The organism is Sphingobacterium sp. B29, from assembly GCF_001952815.1.
Classification (GTDB): Bacteria; Bacteroidota; Bacteroidia; order Sphingobacteriales; family Sphingobacteriaceae; genus Sphingobacterium; species Sphingobacterium siyangense.
In genome coordinates this window covers 4,032,879-4,049,787 of sequence record NZ_CP019158.1, presented here as the reverse complement: position 1 = coordinate 4,049,787, position 16,909 = coordinate 4,032,879, and the positions used below count along the sequence as shown (strand labels likewise).

Sequence of the window (16,909 nt, the reverse complement as noted above, 5' to 3'; positions counted from 1 at the left end):
ATCCGCATCACTTGGTGGCGCATAATATTCTTGATTGCCAATTGTATCGGTGATTGCGGGCCAGTTTAAACAAAGTATTATTTTGCAGGGCACTAAATCTGTAAGATATGGCTGGTCACCGCATAAATATTTTAGATATACAACGTATAATTCAATTAAAATCCCGTGGGGAGAGTAATCGCTCCGTCGCCAGGTTGCTGGGCATCAACCGAAAAACAGTCAATGAATATGTACTTCATCTGAAGGCAACGGGAAAAGATTTTTCCGAACTGGAAGATCTGGATGAAACGTCCCTTGCTTCAGTATGGCCGCAGCCGAAAGTATTCATTAAACCGGATGCGTACCAGGAACTCTCAGATATGTTTCCTGCATTCAAGCGCTCTATGCAAAGTTCTGGATTTACTTACCTCAACATCTGGGAACAGTACCCTGAGCGTTATCCACAGGGTTACGGTTATACACAATTCAAGGAACATGTTCAGAAAGCTTTTGCAGTGCAGCACGCCACTATGCATATTGATCATAAGATGGGCGAAAAGCTCCTTGTTGATTATGCTGGCGACCGTCTCAACCTTACAGATAGAGCGTCAGGCGAATTGCATCCGGTAGAATTTTTTGTTTGCGTTCTTGCTGGTACGGGGTACACCTATGTTGAGGCTACTGAAAGTCAGGGGAAAACATCTTTTCTGGGCAGTATGAGGCGTGCTTTGTAGCTCATAGGAGGTGTCCCAAAGCTGATTATCACCGACAATCCAAAGTCTGCGGTTACCCGTTCCCATCGTTATGAACCGGAACTGAACCGTGACTTTAAGCTATTTGCGTTGCATTACGGAACAGCGGTAATAGCCGCACGTGCCTATAAACCCAAAGACAAGGCATTGGTTGAACATGCCGTCAGGCTGGTTTATCAACGTATATGTTTTCATCTGAAAGACCGGGTGTTCTTCGTAGATATATTTGAACAAGCTGACCCCTCAAAATTGAATCAGAATTAGGGATGCGTAATGCGTTTAAAGCCGTTATTCAACTTCCATACTGGCTGATGTTGACCGCCTAATTCATTTTTCAGTTCATTGCGCTTGAGCATGCTGACACAAACGATGCCCGTAATATAGTGATGGGCAGGAATGAACAGAATAAAATAAACAATAATAAAATAAGATGAATATTGAAACACAGATGAGAGCGTTGCGCTTACATGGTAGGGAGCGTAACTGGAAAGCATTGAATGAATCCCCCCGCAGTATAGAACTCACTAAGGCATCGAATAATATTAGCTTCTTTATTGATTAATTTTAGATTGTAAACATTCATGAATATATTGATTAATATTTTCTTGAAACTGTGAAACATTCATTTTCGATGGATTTACTCCTTTTGGATATGTAACTTTTAATTTTTCGATAGCACAGTCAACTATACTAACTAACCTTTCATTAGAAAGTTCAACATCAAATTCTTTTGAAAAACGTTTAAGTAAGGTGTTCTTTAAAGTTGATTTATTCATTTCAGACCAATCAAGGAAAACATCTACCTTTACTATGTCGTTGTTATTCGATATTCCAAATAACTCTTTGACACATTCCTTGTATATTTCCTTAAATCTTTGATTCTTTTTATCAGATGGAAGATTAAATTCTTGTTCAGTTGGAAACTCGTTAGTTATTTTAAAGATTACACAATTAATATAGTCAAATTGTCTGCTTGGATTAGATAAGTTAATTTTATTCTCAACCATTGATTTAGAGATCATTTGGCGAAGCTGTTCTTTTCTTATATCATTCCAGTACTTACTTTGAGAAAATAGTGTTGTAGAACAAATTATAGTAATTAATAGTAGTATATATTTCATAATTATCGTTTTTTGACATTAGCTTATAATTTTATTTGAATATGGTCGTATTCCATATACATTAAATATAATGTAATTTGATTTAGTGTATAACGAAAATGTACATTTTTCTGATATAAAGTTTTAATAATCGACAATTGCTAATCGAGTACGAAAAACTGACCATTATTCTAAACTTGCTCCAAATAAATATTACGTATTTTCGTTTTAATAGCTAATTTTGGTTAACCAAAATTATTAACATGATTTACTATAAAATAGTTCGCCTTTTCTTATCCATCATTGCTCTTATTACCATAATATTAACACCTATTGTAAGTACCCCATTTTTCCGACAGCTGAGATTGGACTTTTCTAATTTACGTTACTAATTGATTTATTTGTTGTTGGTGCCTAATATTTTTTGATAATTCCGTTGGTGTAAGATTCCCAAGCCCTTCATGCGGTCTGTTGTTATTATATTCATCCATCCATGCCTGGGTATGTTCTCTTACTTCGGACAAGTTGAAAAATAAATAAGCATCCAAAATTTCTTTGCGATAACTTCGGTTGAACCGTTCGATGTAGCCGTTCTGCATAGGCTTACCGGGCTGGATAAATTGAATAGCGATGCCTTGGTCTTTACACCAGAGCTCAAAATGATGACTGGTGAACTCGGGACCATTATCTACGCGGAGACAGAGCGGTTTGCCCCGCCAGTCTATGATTTGTTCCAGTGTTCGAGTTACCCTCAACGAAGAAATAGAAGTAGCTATTTCGATGCACAATATCTCACGGGAACAGTCGTCCATCACATTAAAGGTTCTAAACCTGCTTCCGCTGGCCAAGCTATCGCTCATAAAGTCCATGCTCCATTTTTGATTAATGCTGACCTGTTGTTCCAAAGGTTGTTTCTCCCGAGCAGGTAGCCGACGTTTGCCACGTCGCTTCTTGTTCATATTTAGCAGCTTATATACTCTGTATACTTTTTTATGGTTCCATGGCTTACCTTCTCTGCGCAGGTAGGCATATAGTTTTCGAAATCCATATACAGGATGTTTGGAAGACAGCTGATCTAATGCTGCTATAACGGCACTATCATCTTTCTTACTAACATAGTAATATTGTGAACGGCACATACCTGTCAATTTACAGGCTCCGGTGACACTCAAACCGTGATCTAGGACAATCTCCTGGGTTAACTGTTTTTGTTGCCGGAGCCCCAACCTTTTTTTTGTGATGACTTCTTTTAGGATATCATGGTTCATACTCAGTTCGGCAAACATCTTTTTTAAGCGGGCATTTTCTTCCTCAAGTTCCTTTAGGCGTTTGACATCAGAGGCTTCCATGCCTCCGTAACGGCTCTTCCAATTATAAAATGTGGCCTTGCTAATTTCCAGCTCACGGCAGATGTCTTCGGTCTTTCTGCCTTCTTCGCCCTCTTTGAGTGCTCGCACAATCTGGCTTTCTGTAAAACGTGTTTTTTTCATTTATTACTTAAATCTAAACATTTATGTCCAGCTTTAAGCTGTTTGATTTTTTGGGACTCTTACACTATAAGTACGCTCATATTAGGTATAATTGGGAGTATTCCAATTATAGGAGCGTTGTTTGTATTATTAATAAGTTTAATTTGGGTAATCGTACTTTTTCCACTCATTGGTTTAAGCTGGCTGTCTTTAAAAATGAAATTTCTAACGCCAGTTATAGTTTTCATAGGGCTTCCTTTATCATGTATTGCATTTTTATATGCTAATTTGATGCCTTCATTTGGGGATTCCCAAAGTAGGTTTAGTAAAATTCTACTTGCTAGTGTATTTCCATATAATTTTCAGGTATTTCGTTTGATTACTAAAGAGCAAGCTCCCGAATCCTATGATGAGATTGTGAATATTAGAACAATCTTACAAATTGAATCAAAAAACAGCATTTTAAAACCATATATTGACGTTTATGTTCGTCCAAATTTATAACAAATAAAGAGAGCGCTATTGCAGTACAAAAATGAAATTGATCGACACAATTTAAATTTTCTATTATCAAGGCGGATACTACGAAATAGAATTAGAATTAGAACATTATAGAGTGTAGATTAAAAACCTCTCCTTATAATGATAAAGCTATTGAATTTTTAGGATGGAAAAAGAATTTGAAACTTTATTAGGAAACATTTACTTGCTTTACTTCAAAGCGAAGATCTCTTTGGGAGAAGCACATCTAATTGGAAATCCAAAAGGATATTTGAAAAGGTTTGATTTACGTATGCCATTTAAATGTGACTTAGATATATTAGATTACCTTGTCAGTGTAAGAACCTCAACATACAGTACATTATCACAAAAGTCATGGATCTTATTTGTATTAGAAATAACTAAAATTCTTTCTTACCAAGAGGCATTTGGAATAGGTAAACTGTATAACAAGATTTTTAACAAAAATATTGTTGTTGATATAGATTTAGAATGTTTTAAACCCGTATTACAGATAATGGATGATAAATCCCACGAGGGTATTGTAAGGAAGTTGAAGTTATTACGTGATAAGCATTATGCCCATAGTGATGCAGAAGTTAAAAAAATGACCACTCAATTATTTCCAACCTATAGTGAAGCTTGGGAAATGATGTTTATTATTGAGCAGTTTTTAAAAGACGTATACGCTCAAAAAGATTCGGATATTGATTTAGAAATAAATAAGCATTTTAATAGTTATCTCCGAGAGTTTAAACGGACTTACGAATATTTTAAGATTATAGATGATCCTATTGAAAAAATCATTTTGCGAAATAAATTTGGAAATGAAAAAATACAATCATATTTTGATTTGTTGGGAGTGTAACACCAACTGTGTCATAGGGTTAAAACTTAAAAACCTTTTTCTAATTTGAGTCTATCCCCAAATCTAATATAAAGTTGGGATATGGTCAAGCCCCAGTTATGCATTGGCATCGTCCATTTTTTTGCAATATCTTTACTAATTAAATACATCAATTTCATGAGCGCCTGTTCAGAGCTGAAAGCGCCTTTAGACTTAATAATTTTTCGTATCTGACGGTGCATTCCCTCGATCGGATTTGTGGTGTATATAATCTTGCGAACCTGATCCTCGTACTCAAAGAAAGTAGAAAGATTAGTCCAATTATCCATCCAGGATTTGGCAGCAAGCGGATATTTCTTGCCCCATTTTTCTTCGAAAGACAAGAGGTTCTCATAACCTATTTCTTCGTTCACGGCTTTATAGACTGGCTTTAAATCCTCCATAACAAGCTTTTTATCTTTCTCAGTTACATAGCGCATACTTGTTCTGATTTGGTGAACAATACACAACTGGATCTTTGTTTTTGGAAAAATAGCTTCTATGGCCTCAGGAAACCCTTTTAGACCATCAATACAAGCAATAAGGATGTCTTCAACGCCACGTTGCTTTAGATCCGTAAGAACTGAAAGCCAGAACTTAGCTCCCTCATTTTCTGAGCTATAAAGACCGATCAGATCTTTTCTACCATCCATGCCAACTCCCAGTATGTTATAAATAGCTCTTGATTCAACAGTTCCATTCTGGCGAACTTTAATGTGCATGCAGTCCAGGAATACAAAGGGATAAACAGCTTCAAGAGGCCTACTACGCCATTCATTTACAGCTGGAAGTACACTTTCGGTAATACGCGATATTTCAGTGGCAGAGATTTCCATTGCATACATTTCGCGTATAAACTCGCTTATCGCCCGTGTGCTTATTCCTTTGGCATACATGCTTAGCACATGTCCCTCAAGCTGTTCAGTAATGATTAATTGCCTTTTAGGTACTACCTTAGGCTCGAATGTGCCGGATCTATCACGGCCTGTTTCCAGTTCAAATGTCCCAGTGTTAAGGCCTCGGACAGTCTTTTTTGTCTTGCCATTTCGCCGGTTGCTATTGCCCGAAGCTTTCTCTTCGTTCAAATGGTTTTCCAGTTCTCCATCCATCATTGATTCCAACAGATGCTTCATTAACGGCGCTAGGATGCCATCATCGGGAGACAAACTTTTACCTTCGTAAAGACCTTGCATGGCTTCTGCTTTGAAGCGTTCAAAACGGCGAAGCCCTCTTGAGTTCCTTTAAAAACAAAATCTAACGAAAAATCGAATGGGTCTTTTTCTTTCATGACCATAAACTATATTTCTATTTGCTAAGTTAATCTAGTGATATGGATGTATACTATGAATCTCTAAATATTCCTCTGAAAGAGCCATAATAGTATTCTTAAACCACTTGGAAGAAGCGAATGTCCTTATTTGTTTGCACTCAATTTCACTGACAGTTTCAATAATTCCGTTCCTTACTAAAGTGACTTGATTAAAGAACTCATAAATAGTGCCTCTAGCAACCGTATGTGCCGATAATGGATAGCCCAACCTTTTCAAATCAAGAGTAATACCAGTAAGAATATTAATAGGAGCATTTTTATCTAGCTTATTGTAATAAATGTGGCCTGTCTCTGAGATATTAAAGGAATTTGAAAGAGAGTTGAATGAAAATATTAACTTTTCTCTTTTCGTCCTAGTTGTAAACATATCACTCAAACTAATTTGTTCTTTCCCAATTTCTTTTATCTTTCTATTTTGAGAAGAACCATCGTCAACTGTGAAGTTAATACCATCTATTGCTATTTCTTCTGTTTCATTAAGAAAAAAATCACCTTCCGTAGAGGATTTATAATTGACAAAATTATATTCAGCCCAACTAGCCCTTATTGAGTTTGGCGATAAATGATTTTCATTTATATTTAAAATATCATTCTGGTTCTCTATAGAGCCTGCAAATAAACCATCACTTTTTGTGCTTACCAAGACTTTTCCCGCTCTTGGATTCAAATAGATAGATTTACTGTCAAAAACTCGTTGGAAACCGTCTGGCGCACTTGTAACATTTTCACCATTTATATTTAGCCGGCATTCGAAAAGTCCGTCTCTATTGGCTAAATAAGCTCTTTCAGCATAAATGATGAAATCTAAAGATTCATTTTCAGGGATATCACAAATAAAAGTAAGATGGTCGTCTTTAATATGAAATTCAATTTTTTGATTTTCCATCATACCCCAAAACGAATTAAATTCATTTGCACCATTTGCTTCGTTGCGGAAATCTTGATAATTCGGAAGAGTGTCATTATTAAAAAATATCTTCTTTAACCAATGGTTTATTAAAGCATTTCCGTTTTGAAGATATTCTTTAAATATCTTATCGTTATCAATAAATTTCAGTTGTTTGTCTTCGGTTAACACAAATAGCTTTCCCATGTAGAAAAAAGAGTCTGAGAAATCATTTAAGATTCTAATTGATATAGGTTTCATATTTTCTTTTTTTCTATTCTTTTACGTGTCGTGGGAGAAATTATTGATTGATCAACCATAATATCCAATAGATCGTCTGATGGAGAATTGTGGTTTTCATGGCATGTTACAGGATATCCATGCCAAGCATCTGATTTATTCTGCGGACTAGGAAATTTAGCAATACGCTCATTTTTTGTGCCAATAATTTGTGCTGCATTATCTACAAGGGCGAAATAGCAGTTATTTTCATTACAAAATAGTTCTTTTTCGGGGTTTTCAGCAATTTCAAAAATAGATAACTCCTGATTCTCATTTATCAACCATTTACTTTTTTGATTGTTTCGGGAATTGGTACGATGGTCAGGCTTTGGTAAATAGAGCTTCCCCTTTTTGGTCGGGCCATAAGTGCCGTCTTGATTTCTTTGCTGAGATGCTATCATTATTTATGTGTTTTTTATTCAAATGTATTTATCCTGCGTATAATACTCTTATTAATCTTTACCTTGATTTATGCAACTTGTTGAATTTTTAAGTACTTGGTTTTGATTAATTATAATAATATGAACTAGTGTAACCTTACTAACTCAAATTGATCCTCCGATAACTATTTATCACAATAATGCATTTTGGGGGTTGAAAGTTAATCGTGAACAATTTATTCTATATAATGTATTATTATTAAGTTTGAACTGTTAATCTGCAATTAGTTATTTCTTACTTTGCTTATTTCCCTCTGCTTTTGTCTCCGCATCAACCACAACAATCTCAACGACTACGTTTTCCATCAATTTCGACTCTGTACCGTCAGCTTTCTTCTTCGGAACTTTTTTATAATGGATTACGATTTGCTCATCTTCAGGAATTCCATTAGGGAAAAAATCATCCAAGGTTTCAAACCCAAATACCTTCTTTAATATTCCCATATGACGAAGGTTATACTTTTCCGGTTGATCTAAAGACTCACATTTTCCAACAAAATTTTCAGCTAAGCCCATTTTTCCACTTAATACTTCCTGTGACCACCCCCTTTCTCCACGTAGATCTTTAATATTAAAGATTAATTCGTACTCAATTCGAAATATAGCTTTCGTTTTATAAATTTTATCCATATCAAAATTTATACCACCAAAAGTTTGGTGGTCTTAATGTTTGTTTTTATATTTGTGTACCCAATCAAGGATTGGTAATAAATATGTTAACTATGTCTATTTTCAATAGATCATGAGTTGAACGAGCCTTTGAATCCGAAACTAGCAATTGGAAATTCAGCGTAAGGCAGCAAGTTTAACCCATGTCTAAAGATATTGTGTATCTTTGCACAATCTTTAGGCTGGGCTTGTTGATTGTTACGCTGTGGGATTGCTAGTTCCCGGATGATAGCAGGATACAAGTTCCAGCCTTCTTAATTCCAGCTCGTTCACATAAAACCAAAAACGATTATGAGAACGAAACGAACAAACACCACCCATCGCCCACAATCGATCCAAGTTGGATTGAAGAGGTATTCCCGCAAATCACTTTTAAAGAACATATTCCGTGCACCCGAATAGGTTACGCTCCATCAAACACAGGCTGTAAAGAGCAATAAAAAGGGGAGGATTTGACTTTCCTTAAAATGAAAAGACAGCTGAACTCTGTCAGTTTAATTTCCCTCTTATTACGCCTGTCACCGACCTATTTATCAATATAATTGCATTAAAAGGTAATATTGGCCAATGATACAGCTTGATTTAAAATTCGCACTTTAAAATTAAGCAAATTTTCATTGAGTCCAAACTTTTTACCCTTAGTTTTTATTGCAAGACGATATTGCTGTAGGTCGGTCTTTACTTCTTTCCGGCAGGGAGCGCCATAATGAACCCTATTTATGCCTTGAAATTGTATCTCGGCGCTTTTCGGACTTTTAATCTTATTTGTCCATTTGGCATAGGTCGCATTTGACTTATGCAGTGGCAAGCCTTTTTAACGCAAAAAAATTGCGAAGGGGAAAGCTATGCCTGTATCTGAGCGAGCATCCAAAGGTTTGTCGTACTCGATGAAACTAAATTATGAACCAACAATCAAACAATCTGCTACCCTTCGAGCTAGCATGTTATGAAATATACGACAATGGATACGATCCATTAAATACCATTCGGGAGTTCTGGTCCCAATATGCAATAAACGACTGTCAAGAAAGCCTCTGGGCACTTTTTGAAATCTATAGAAAGGGCATCGTTCAGGAAGATGCTGCTGACGTGAAGCAGATGCATACCTATTTGATGAAAGTGTGCCGTGTGCTGATGGCTTATTTCCTGCTGCACTTTCGTAAGATCGAAATCGATGTGGTGCCATTTGCCTTTGCAGAATCTGCAGAATCGATAATCGCCGATCTGGAAACCAAACAAAGGATCCACAGTTTCTTTAACCGAATTTCGGAATAATACCTAATCCATAAGCAGATGATAAAATTATCAAAAGCATTCACTGCCTTATTGGATAAGGTAGTCAATATTCCAGTTCTACAGATTACATTACTTGTAATCGTGTTCCTCTTAGTTTTTCAATCCTATTTAACCTGTTTTTTAAAGGCATTGAAGAACATAAGAGCTTTTATTGTATTAGCTCTTATGTTTCATATGTTTAGTTTATCGGCTCAGACGCCCCGCAAGGACAGCGGGGCCAATGGGCTTCTTGCAGTGTCTGGTAGTGTGGTATCCGCTTCGGATGGCAAACCAATAGCGGGTGTGTCCGTCAGCATAGCCGATGAAAAGGGTAAAGCATCTACGAAGGGTGACGGTTCCTTCAGCATCGGTGTAAAAGCTAAAAAAGGCAAAATTTTATTCTCCCATCTGGGATATAATGCCCAGTCATTGAATTATACTGCAGGGGTATCAATTGATGTTAAATTGATACCTATAGATAATATACTGGATGAAGTGGATGTCGTCAATACGGGGTATCAACGTATATCAAAGGAAAGGACGGTAGGGAGCGTCGATGTACTGGACCAAAAGCTGATCGACAGATCGGTCTCCTCAAACATACTGTCGCGAATAAATGGGCTTACCACCGCGCTGCAGCTGCCCAAGATCAATAGCAACGAGGGGGGCAATCAGCCCGAATTTACGATCCGTGGTAAGAGTACATTATTTGCCAATGCGGAGCCGCTGATCATCGTGGATGGATTTCCCTACGATGGTGGTCTGGGTTCGCTAAATCCTGCAGATATCGCTTCGATCTCGATCTTAAAGGATGCAGCGGCAGCTTCCATATGGGGGGCTCGTTCGGGCAATGGAGTAGTGGTTATAAGTACCAAGCAAGGAAGCAAAGATCGTCTTTCCTTATCCGCCGAAGTGATTCAGAGCATTGCTGATAAACCTGATCTTTATTATAACAAATCCATATCGAGCAGTGATTTTATTGACGTGGAGAAGTTTCTCTATGAAAAGGGGGCTTACAACGCTCGCTTGAAGACTGGCTACCAGCCGGTATCGCCGGCGGTGGAGATATTGGATAAAATGGCAAGAGGTCAGCTATCTGATGAAATAGGAAATGAAATGATAGATACTTATCGTTTAAAAGATAGCCGTATACAGCGATTGAAATACTTCTATCAGATACCGGTCGAACAACAATATAATCTAGCTATTTCAAGACCTTTTAAGGACGGCAGTTTTTATATTTCGGGCGGCCTCAATCGATTGGATCAGGCAATGAAATATTCCAAAAATGAACGCAAAACCCTCCTGATGAAATACGACCAGCGATTTTTGAATGATCGGCTCAATTTTTCCTTTCAAACCAATCTGACAGACACAAGAGCGCAGAGTGCACAGAACAGCCCGTCAATGTATCCTTATGAGGAATTGATCTCGGCCGATGGCACGCTAGTGGCAGTAACAGGGGGTATGCGCAATAGCTATATAGATACAGTAGGCAATGGGAACCTGTTGGACTGGCACTATAATCCATTGACCGATCTCGGTAAAGGGATGTCTACCAGTTCGCTGTTCAATCTACGGCTGAATGGTGGTATAGATGCCAAGATCTTTCCATTCCTGACGGCCAGTATAAAATATCAATATACAAAATCAATTGGCGACGACCTCATGCGCTATGCGGATGATTCGTATTACGTGCGCAATCTGGTCAATACATACACGAGATATGATAAAACTACGGGTAAATATGTACAGCAGATACCAGCTGGTGAAAACCGGACGATCAATCACTTGCGTGGTACTTCGTATCTATGGCGTGGGCAACTGGCTTTAGATAAGAGGATTAATAAAGACCATCATATAACAGCGCTAATGGCGATGGAACTGTCGGATGCGAGGAGTGAAGTTGATAAGAAGCAACTGTTTGGCTATGATCCGTCGACGGCAACGTCAGCTACAATAGACCATATTAATGCTTTGCTCCGTATTTATGGGGGCAGCCAGGTCATCAATAACGGAAATTACCAGAACTGGCATGTAGACCGTTACCGTTCGTATCTGCTAAATGCCGCCTATAGTTACAAAAGTATTTATGACGTATATGGAAGCATCCGTAGAGATGAATCTAATCTATTTGGTGTAGCAACCAACCAAAAGGGGGTACCGCTCTGGTCGGTAGGTGGTGCTTATAATGCCAAGCGGGGTTTGCTAAATTCAGTGCATTGGCTGTCTGAATTGAGGCTTCGTTCTTCTTATGGTGTACAGGGAAATGTAGATAAGACGATGTCGGCCTGGTTAACAGCAAGGTATCAGACATCTAAAAATGGTTATCAAAATTTATATGCTACAATCCTTAATCCGCCTAATCCATCTCTACGCTGGGAAAAGACAAGGGTCACCAATATTGGCTTAGACTTAGGGATATATAACCAGCGTATTGTTTTACATTTTGATCAATACTGGAAAAAGGGAAATGATTTGATCGGCAATGGACCGATAGCACCGCAGACTGGACTGATCCAGTACAAAGGGAATGTTGCGGATACGGAGGTAAAGGGATTTGATCTCTCGCTGACCAGCAAAAACTTAACAGGAGCCTTCCAGTGGCAGTCGGTATTTAATTTTTCAAAAGCTAAGGACAAGGTTGTTCACTATCTGGTCAAACAGGCAAGCAATTTTAGCTATATGACCACCAATTATCTCAACCCGTATGAAGGATTTCCGCAATCGGCATTATTTAGCTTCCCTTATGCTGGGTTGGACAATGAAGGTAATCCGATAGGCTATTTGAATGGTGTGGAGAGTAAAGATTATAGTGCCATCCTCAATAATAAGGAGTTGGAGAATATTCAATTCCATGGGCCCCGTATACCGCCTTTCTTCGGTTCATTTAGAAATGATTTTAGCTATGGTCGCTTCTATGCCAGTTTTAATATTGTGTATCAGTTTGGTGGCTATTTTAGGCGCATATCATTGAGTAATACAGATCTTTATAGTCCGACTGCGATAGGGACTGCGATATATGATTATGATAAGCGTTGGCAACAGCCAGGGGATGAGGTATGGACAAGCGTACCTGGCCTGATCTATCCAACCAACTCTGCACGAAACAATCTGTATACGTACAGTAACGTATTAGTCGAAAAGTCCGACATCATCCGCCTGCAAGATATACAGATCGGTTGGCGTTTATTGGACGACCTTCTATGGCTGAAGTCATTGGACCTGACTTTTATGGTCGATAATGTTGGCATTATATGGCGGGCCAATAAACAGGGGTTAGATCCAAATGTATTTCAATCGGCCTATCCCGTACCAAGGCAATTCAGCCTAAGGCTAAAAACAACTTTTTAATGATTAAAAGATACTAAGATGAAAAAGCAACTTTTTATATATGTGCTGTCTTTGCTACTCTTCATGGGCTGTGCAAAGTCATTTTTGGAAGAGAAGCCAGATGCAAGTATAGTGAATCCGAAAACTTTAAATGATTGCAGACGTCTTCTGGACAATGATGGTCAGTTAGTGCAGGGATTAAACTATTGGTTTCCGTCTTTGGGCCAATTGGCTTCTGATGAATATTACTATAACAAAGCGACCTGGGAGTCGACAGTATTTGTACAGGAACGAAATTCCTATATCTGGGAAGATGATATCTACGAAGGCAATCCTCAGATCAGCGAATGGAACAATTGTTACTACGCTATTTATGTATGCAATGTTGTCCTTGATGTATTGAACAATATCGAGGTTACTGCCGCGAATAGGGATGAATACAATGATATCAAAGGTACGGCATTATTTTTCAGAGCAATGTGGAATTTCGCGCTTGCCGAAACATTTTGTCTGTCTTACGATCAGAAGACTGCTGCAAGTGAAATAGGAATTCCGTTGCGCTACTCACCGAATATTGATCAATTGGAGAAGAGGGCGTCGCTTGAGTCCACCTATAATAGCATCGTGAAGGATATGGAAGAGTCTGTTGGGCTGTTGCAAAACAAGATCCCTTCGACTTTTAGGAATAGACCTTGTACCGTTGCTGCAGAGGCTATGCTCGCAAGGATTTATTTGGTTATGGGTGATTTTGAAAAGGCTTTGCATTACAGTGAGAAGTCGTACAATACATACAATGTGCTATTGGATTATAATAAACTTGCGTTAGACGGTGATGCAATTTTCGATCGGAATAACGCGGAAATTTTAGTGATGTGCACCCAGCAAGGTTACCTATCAACTGCTGTGGGGAGATTTGCTCCGAATAGCTTTGTAGACTCGACTTTAATCTCACTTTATCATCCCAAAGATCTTCGTTTAAAGGCGTATTTCACATTTACCGGTGATGGAAAAGCGAACAGAAAGAATCTGTATACCACTGGGCTAAATGGAACGAATTGTTTTAATGGAGCGGCGACCGATGAGGTCTTGCTGATACTTGCCGAATGTAAAGCAAGATCTGGCGATCTTGATGGAACAAAAATATTGTTGGACAATCTCTATAAAAATCGTTTTGCTGCAAGCAACATACCAAGAGTCAATTTTAATAATAGTAATGATGCCATTCAACAGGTGTTGGAAGAGCGCCGTAAAGAACTTCTTTTTCGGGGTATGCGCTGGTCGGATGTTCGTCGATTGAACGTGGATGGATGGGATATAAGTTTCAAAAGAAAATTAGGCGATAGGGAATATATACTGCCACCCAAGAGTTTAAAGTATGCCTTTTTATTACCTATGCAGGAAGTACAATTCAGTGGATTAACACAAAACAAAAGATAGAATATGAGAACAAACAAATGGAGATTATTTATGCTAGGCATATTGATCTTTTTAACAGGGACTGCATTTCAAACGATATCCGCGACAGAAAAATTGAATACAACGCAGCTTGATAGCGCGATGGCTTATCCCTTTGAATTAAAAGATAGGAATGGAAAGCTTATACGCATGTCGGATTTTAAAGGTAAGGTCGTCGTGATCGACTTTTGGATTAATCGATGCGCACCATGTTTGGCCTTATCAGAACCATTGGCCAAGATCAGGAAGTACTATGAATCCAATAAAGACGTCGTTTTCATTGACATCAATCTGGATGATGATGTTGATGTATGGAAAAATTGTTTAGATCATGGTGATGTTCTAAAGGATCGAACTTATTATTATACCGACTCCTTATCCATTTCTTTAAGCACAGCTCCAAAAGGGTTTTATCATCCGATCACAAGTTATTATAACATGAAAGGAGTACCACGTTGGATCATAATCGGCAAAGAAGGGGAAATCTTGGAAAGAAATCCCCCTCGGCCGTTACCTGAAAAGAACGGGATAGAATCCGCTGGCTCGCTAAGATTTAAAGCTCTTATCAACGAATATTTGCTATCCAGTTCAAAAAAGGCTAAGGTGCGGTAGCAAAGTCGCCATCGAATTCTCCTTGTCTGACAGGTTGTGGTGATGGAGCCTGATTTTGGGGAATTGTCAAGTCATTACTTTCAATTTCCCAAAGACAGGTGTTTGGTGTAGTAGGCTGACACTCACCACTGCTTTCGTCCACCATACGGTATTCCCCGTCGACTAATTTGTAAAGATGGGTATCCGCTTTTTTGAAGCTATTGAACCCAAAGAATGATGCGACTGCAATGGCCACAGCTACTGTGGCTTTTGCATTAAATTTGAATTGTTTCATAACATCGTTTATGAATGATAATAATTTGATAGTCGGCTATTTTTAAAACCCCAATGGAGCGAAAGGAAAGCCAATCCTTTTACTTGTCTTTTGGCAGACGCGCCCTTCCACTAGGCCATCCTAGGGCTCAGTTTCCGTTGTAGCGATTAGCACAAATATCTTTCAGGTTACCCGGGTATTAGCTCGTTTCCTTATACTGTCTAATAGCAATCCGGCCAAAGCAAATACAGCGATAATTCCATTAATCCAGAGATGTCCTTTCCAATCGGTAGGGAACTCCAGCGTACAATAGCATGGAATAAATCCCCACGTTCTCTTCAACACAAGCGTGATATACCAGGAGAAAGCGATCATAAGCAAGATCGTTAACAAGAATCCATACCGCCGTGTTTTTTCGAAAATAAAGAGTACAGCTGTACTAAGCTGAATTAGGGGTAAGAGGTACGACAATACAATTCCATACTTATCTTCGAAAGGCTGATCTAGCATAGCTTGTCTAAAAGCGGAATAATCAAATAGCTTTCTTGAAGCGACCACAACCCAAAGACATAGCAGCATGTAAGTGATCATTTGTACCGCGAATTCGCGGGGATGCTTTTTAGCGAAAGAGATAAGTTCGGCACATTTTATCTTTAAATGCGTCAAGAGTACCCCGTGTCTGCTTCCTGGACTTGACACCGGAACTGTATGGTCGATATGGTTATTAATCTTATTCATGGTACTAACTATTTACATGCTGCCTCTGATTATTTATTCACTGTTGCTTTATTATTTTGATCCCCCATTTTATTTTTTATTGCGGGGCATATATTATTTCTTTGTCGCCGTGCTCCGGTGTCTAACATCTTGTACCAAAGTTCGGGAGTAAAAAGCAGGTCAACTTGACCGAATCTGGAGTCGAGTATGTACCGGATTGAAGTGATGATAGGGTATGGCAATAAAAAATCCCCTCGGGAGGGGATGCTGCGGTTAAATTTTCAAAGGTATTGTGGTGGCTTCTTGGATAATCTCGTCAATGAAGGCCAGATATTCCTTTTCGCTTTTAAAATTTGGAGAAATTTTCCGATCTACCCTGTAAAGAATATGATCGTGTATAAAGGCTTCTTCAAAAACAGAACAGATAATTACATATTTATGTGTCAGGTCAATCTTCGAAAGAAGATGATTTACTTCAAGATAATCACCACCGCTGCTTAAGATCAATATCTCGGCTTTCGCAGCAGACAGTTCCAGCGTTTCTTCACGAATTTCTATTAAACGAGGATGTTCGGTGAGCGTCGTCACGATATTCACTTTTGATAGATTGATCATCTGCCAGGCAACATAGCTATAGCTCGTTTTAATGGGCAATGGCTGCCGCGGTGCTGCTATCTTTCTCGCATGGGACAACAGATAATAGAGCATACCTTTTGGAGAATAAATGTTGCCAGCAGCATTTGCTGCCCTGAGTACCGCTTCATCAAGCTGATAATTTTCAGGGAAATAGGAGGCGGCTATTTCGATACAGATATGTAGCGGCCCATATTTCCAGGCTCTATATTTGCCACAGACTTTTTTCGCAATAAGTGTGCTTTTGTCAGCTGGCTCAGCGACAAAAAGTTTTCCGATCGCGCTGAAAAATTTTACGCTTTTTTGAATGATTTCTTTCATGTTTTTAGGTAACTAG

The 16,909-nt window shown here is 38.5% G+C and carries 18 protein-coding genes; 8 read left to right on the top strand and 10 right to left on the bottom strand.

The genetic code is table 11. The features are described 5' to 3' along the window. Window positions 1-107 precede the first annotated feature (107 nt). Together BV902_RS17300 and BV902_RS27580 are read left to right on the top strand one after the other, a co-directional pair. Window positions 108-713, top strand: coding sequence for a hypothetical protein (locus BV902_RS17300; RefSeq protein WP_075993002.1), 606 nt, complete (start codon window positions 108-110; stop codon window positions 711-713). A gap of 108 nt (window positions 714-821) precedes the next feature. Further along, complete coding sequence (locus BV902_RS27580; protein ID WP_172840703.1) at window positions 822-995, top strand: hypothetical protein; 174 nt, start codon at window positions 822-824, stop codon at window positions 993-995. On the opposite strand, the gene BV902_RS27575 is transcribed toward BV902_RS27580, so the two are convergent. The 3 genes from BV902_RS27575 to BV902_RS17280 all read right to left on the bottom strand — a co-directional run bounded on the left by BV902_RS27575 (window position 992) and on the right by BV902_RS17280 (window position 3,321). Then, on the bottom strand, window positions 992-1,225 hold the full coding sequence (locus tag BV902_RS27575) for a hypothetical protein (RefSeq protein ID WP_075993001.1): 234 nt from the start codon (window positions 1,223-1,225) through the stop codon (window positions 992-994). The genes BV902_RS27580 and BV902_RS27575 overlap by 4 nt on opposite strands. Before the next feature lie 57 nt (window positions 1,226-1,282). Then, the gene (locus BV902_RS17285; protein WP_075993000.1) at window positions 1,283-1,852 is read right to left on the bottom strand and encodes a hypothetical protein; all 570 of its coding nucleotides are present in this window, start codon (window positions 1,850-1,852) and stop codon (window positions 1,283-1,285) included. Between the two features lie 359 nt (window positions 1,853-2,211). Next, window positions 2,212-3,321: an IS3 family transposase gene (locus BV902_RS17280; protein WP_075992999.1), complete on the bottom strand. Its 1,110-nt coding sequence runs from the start codon at window positions 3,319-3,321 to the stop codon at window positions 2,212-2,214. Window positions 3,322-3,516: 195 nt separating this feature from the next. On the opposite strand from BV902_RS17280, the gene BV902_RS17275 reads away from it, so the two are divergent. Continuing rightward, window positions 3,517-3,804 carry a hypothetical protein gene (locus tag BV902_RS17275; RefSeq protein ID WP_157626118.1) on the top strand — a complete coding sequence of 96 codons (288 nt, stop codon included), beginning with the start codon at window positions 3,517-3,519 and terminating at the stop codon, window positions 3,802-3,804. 163 nt (window positions 3,805-3,967) lie between these two features. After that, window positions 3,968-4,669, top strand: a complete 702-nt coding sequence (locus BV902_RS17270; RefSeq protein WP_075992997.1) for a hypothetical protein — start codon at window positions 3,968-3,970, stop codon at window positions 4,667-4,669. A 26-nt stretch (window positions 4,670-4,695) separates the two neighbouring features. On the opposite strand, the gene BV902_RS17265 is transcribed toward BV902_RS17270, so the two are convergent. From BV902_RS17265 to BV902_RS17250, 4 genes are all read right to left on the bottom strand, one after another. After that, on the bottom strand, window positions 4,696-5,880 hold the full coding sequence (locus BV902_RS17265) for an IS256 family transposase (RefSeq protein ID WP_075992996.1): 1,185 nt from the start codon (window positions 5,878-5,880) through the stop codon (window positions 4,696-4,698). A 129-nt stretch (window positions 5,881-6,009) separates the two neighbouring features. After that, window positions 6,010-7,164: a hypothetical protein gene (locus BV902_RS17260; RefSeq protein WP_157626117.1), complete on the bottom strand. Its 1,155-nt coding sequence runs from the start codon at window positions 7,162-7,164 to the stop codon at window positions 6,010-6,012. Then, window positions 7,161-7,586 (bottom strand): hypothetical protein, encoded by a 426-nt coding sequence (locus BV902_RS17255; protein ID WP_075992994.1) that lies wholly within the window; start codon window positions 7,584-7,586, stop codon window positions 7,161-7,163. Before BV902_RS17255 ends, BV902_RS17260 begins: the two co-directional genes overlap by 4 nt. Before the next feature lie 267 nt (window positions 7,587-7,853). Further along, window positions 7,854-8,255, bottom strand: coding sequence for a hypothetical protein (locus BV902_RS17250; protein WP_075992993.1), 402 nt, complete (start codon window positions 8,253-8,255; stop codon window positions 7,854-7,856). A gap of 939 nt (window positions 8,256-9,194) precedes the next feature. On the opposite strand from BV902_RS17250, the gene BV902_RS17240 reads away from it, so the two are divergent. Genes BV902_RS17240 through BV902_RS17225 form a run of 4 tightly spaced genes read left to right on the top strand, consistent with a single transcriptional unit; the run spans window position 9,195 to window position 14,969 of the window. Continuing rightward, the gene (locus BV902_RS17240) at window positions 9,195-9,569 is read left to right on the top strand and encodes a hypothetical protein (protein ID WP_075992991.1); all 375 of its coding nucleotides are present in this window, start codon (window positions 9,195-9,197) and stop codon (window positions 9,567-9,569) included. Window positions 9,570-9,587: 18 nt separating this feature from the next. Further along, a complete protein-coding gene (locus BV902_RS17235; protein WP_075992990.1) occupies window positions 9,588-12,923 on the top strand; it encodes a SusC/RagA family TonB-linked outer membrane protein in 3,336 nt (1,111 codons plus the stop codon). A gap of 18 nt (window positions 12,924-12,941) precedes the next feature. Beyond that, window positions 12,942-14,339, top strand: coding sequence for a RagB/SusD family nutrient uptake outer membrane protein (locus BV902_RS17230; RefSeq protein ID WP_075992989.1), 1,398 nt, complete (start codon window positions 12,942-12,944; stop codon window positions 14,337-14,339). 3 nt (window positions 14,340-14,342) lie between these two features. Continuing rightward, window positions 14,343-14,969: a TlpA family protein disulfide reductase gene (locus tag BV902_RS17225; protein ID WP_075992988.1), complete on the top strand. Its 627-nt coding sequence runs from the start codon at window positions 14,343-14,345 to the stop codon at window positions 14,967-14,969. On the opposite strand, the gene BV902_RS17220 is transcribed toward BV902_RS17225, so the two are convergent. From BV902_RS17220 to BV902_RS17210, 3 genes are all read right to left on the bottom strand, one after another. After that, the gene (locus tag BV902_RS17220; RefSeq protein WP_075992987.1) at window positions 14,956-15,243 is read right to left on the bottom strand and encodes a hypothetical protein; all 288 of its coding nucleotides are present in this window, start codon (window positions 15,241-15,243) and stop codon (window positions 14,956-14,958) included. The genes BV902_RS17225 and BV902_RS17220 overlap by 14 nt on opposite strands. A 162-nt stretch (window positions 15,244-15,405) precedes the next feature. After that, window positions 15,406-15,960 carry a MauE/DoxX family redox-associated membrane protein gene (locus BV902_RS17215; RefSeq protein ID WP_075992986.1) on the bottom strand — a complete coding sequence of 185 codons (555 nt, stop codon included), beginning with the start codon at window positions 15,958-15,960 and terminating at the stop codon, window positions 15,406-15,408. A gap of 252 nt (window positions 15,961-16,212) precedes the next feature. Further along, window positions 16,213-16,893, bottom strand: a complete 681-nt coding sequence (locus BV902_RS17210) for a hypothetical protein (RefSeq protein ID WP_075992985.1) — start codon at window positions 16,891-16,893, stop codon at window positions 16,213-16,215. Between the last annotated feature and the right edge of the window lie 16 nt (window positions 16,894-16,909).

What these genes read in the sequence shown, in the direction of transcription:
- BV902_RS17225 (WP_075992988.1), top strand. Translation starts at nt 14,343, where the DNA reads ATGAGAACAAACAAATGGAGATTATTTATGCTAGGCATATTGATCTTT.
- BV902_RS17240 (WP_075992991.1), top strand. Translation starts at nt 9,195, where the DNA reads ATGAACCAACAATCAAACAATCTGCTACCCTTCGAGCTAGCATGTTAT.
- BV902_RS17235 (WP_075992990.1), top strand. Translation starts at nt 9,588, where the DNA reads ATGATAAAATTATCAAAAGCATTCACTGCCTTATTGGATAAGGTAGTC.
- BV902_RS17300 (WP_075993002.1), top strand. Translation starts at nt 108, where the DNA reads ATGGCTGGTCACCGCATAAATATTTTAGATATACAACGTATAATTCAA.
- BV902_RS17270 (WP_075992997.1), top strand. Translation starts at nt 3,968, where the DNA reads ATGGAAAAAGAATTTGAAACTTTATTAGGAAACATTTACTTGCTTTAC.
- BV902_RS17250 (WP_075992993.1), bottom strand. Translation starts at nt 8,255, where the DNA reads ATGGATAAAATTTATAAAACGAAAGCTATATTTCGAATTGAGTACGAA.
- BV902_RS17280 (WP_075992999.1), bottom strand. Translation starts at nt 3,321, where the DNA reads ATGAAAAAAACACGTTTTACAGAAAGCCAGATTGTGCGAGCACTCAAA.
- BV902_RS17215 (WP_075992986.1), bottom strand. Translation starts at nt 15,960, where the DNA reads ATGAATAAGATTAATAACCATATCGACCATACAGTTCCGGTGTCAAGT.
- BV902_RS17275 (WP_157626118.1), top strand. Translation starts at nt 3,517, where the DNA reads ATGAAATTTCTAACGCCAGTTATAGTTTTCATAGGGCTTCCTTTATCA.
- BV902_RS17285 (WP_075993000.1), bottom strand. Translation starts at nt 1,852, where the DNA reads ATGAAATATATACTACTATTAATTACTATAATTTGTTCTACAACACTA.
- BV902_RS17230 (WP_075992989.1), top strand. Translation starts at nt 12,942, where the DNA reads ATGAAAAAGCAACTTTTTATATATGTGCTGTCTTTGCTACTCTTCATG.
- BV902_RS17260 (WP_157626117.1), bottom strand. Translation starts at nt 7,164, where the DNA reads ATGAAACCTATATCAATTAGAATCTTAAATGATTTCTCAGACTCTTTT.
- BV902_RS17220 (WP_075992987.1), bottom strand. Translation starts at nt 15,243, where the DNA reads ATGAAACAATTCAAATTTAATGCAAAAGCCACAGTAGCTGTGGCCATT.
- BV902_RS17265 (WP_075992996.1), bottom strand. Translation starts at nt 5,880, where the DNA reads ATGCAAGGTCTTTACGAAGGTAAAAGTTTGTCTCCCGATGATGGCATC.
- BV902_RS17255 (WP_075992994.1), bottom strand. Translation starts at nt 7,586, where the DNA reads ATGATAGCATCTCAGCAAAGAAATCAAGACGGCACTTATGGCCCGACC.
- BV902_RS17210 (WP_075992985.1), bottom strand. Translation starts at nt 16,893, where the DNA reads ATGAAAGAAATCATTCAAAAAAGCGTAAAATTTTTCAGCGCGATCGGA.
- BV902_RS27575 (WP_075993001.1), bottom strand. Translation starts at nt 1,225, where the DNA reads ATGCTTTCCAGTTACGCTCCCTACCATGTAAGCGCAACGCTCTCATCT.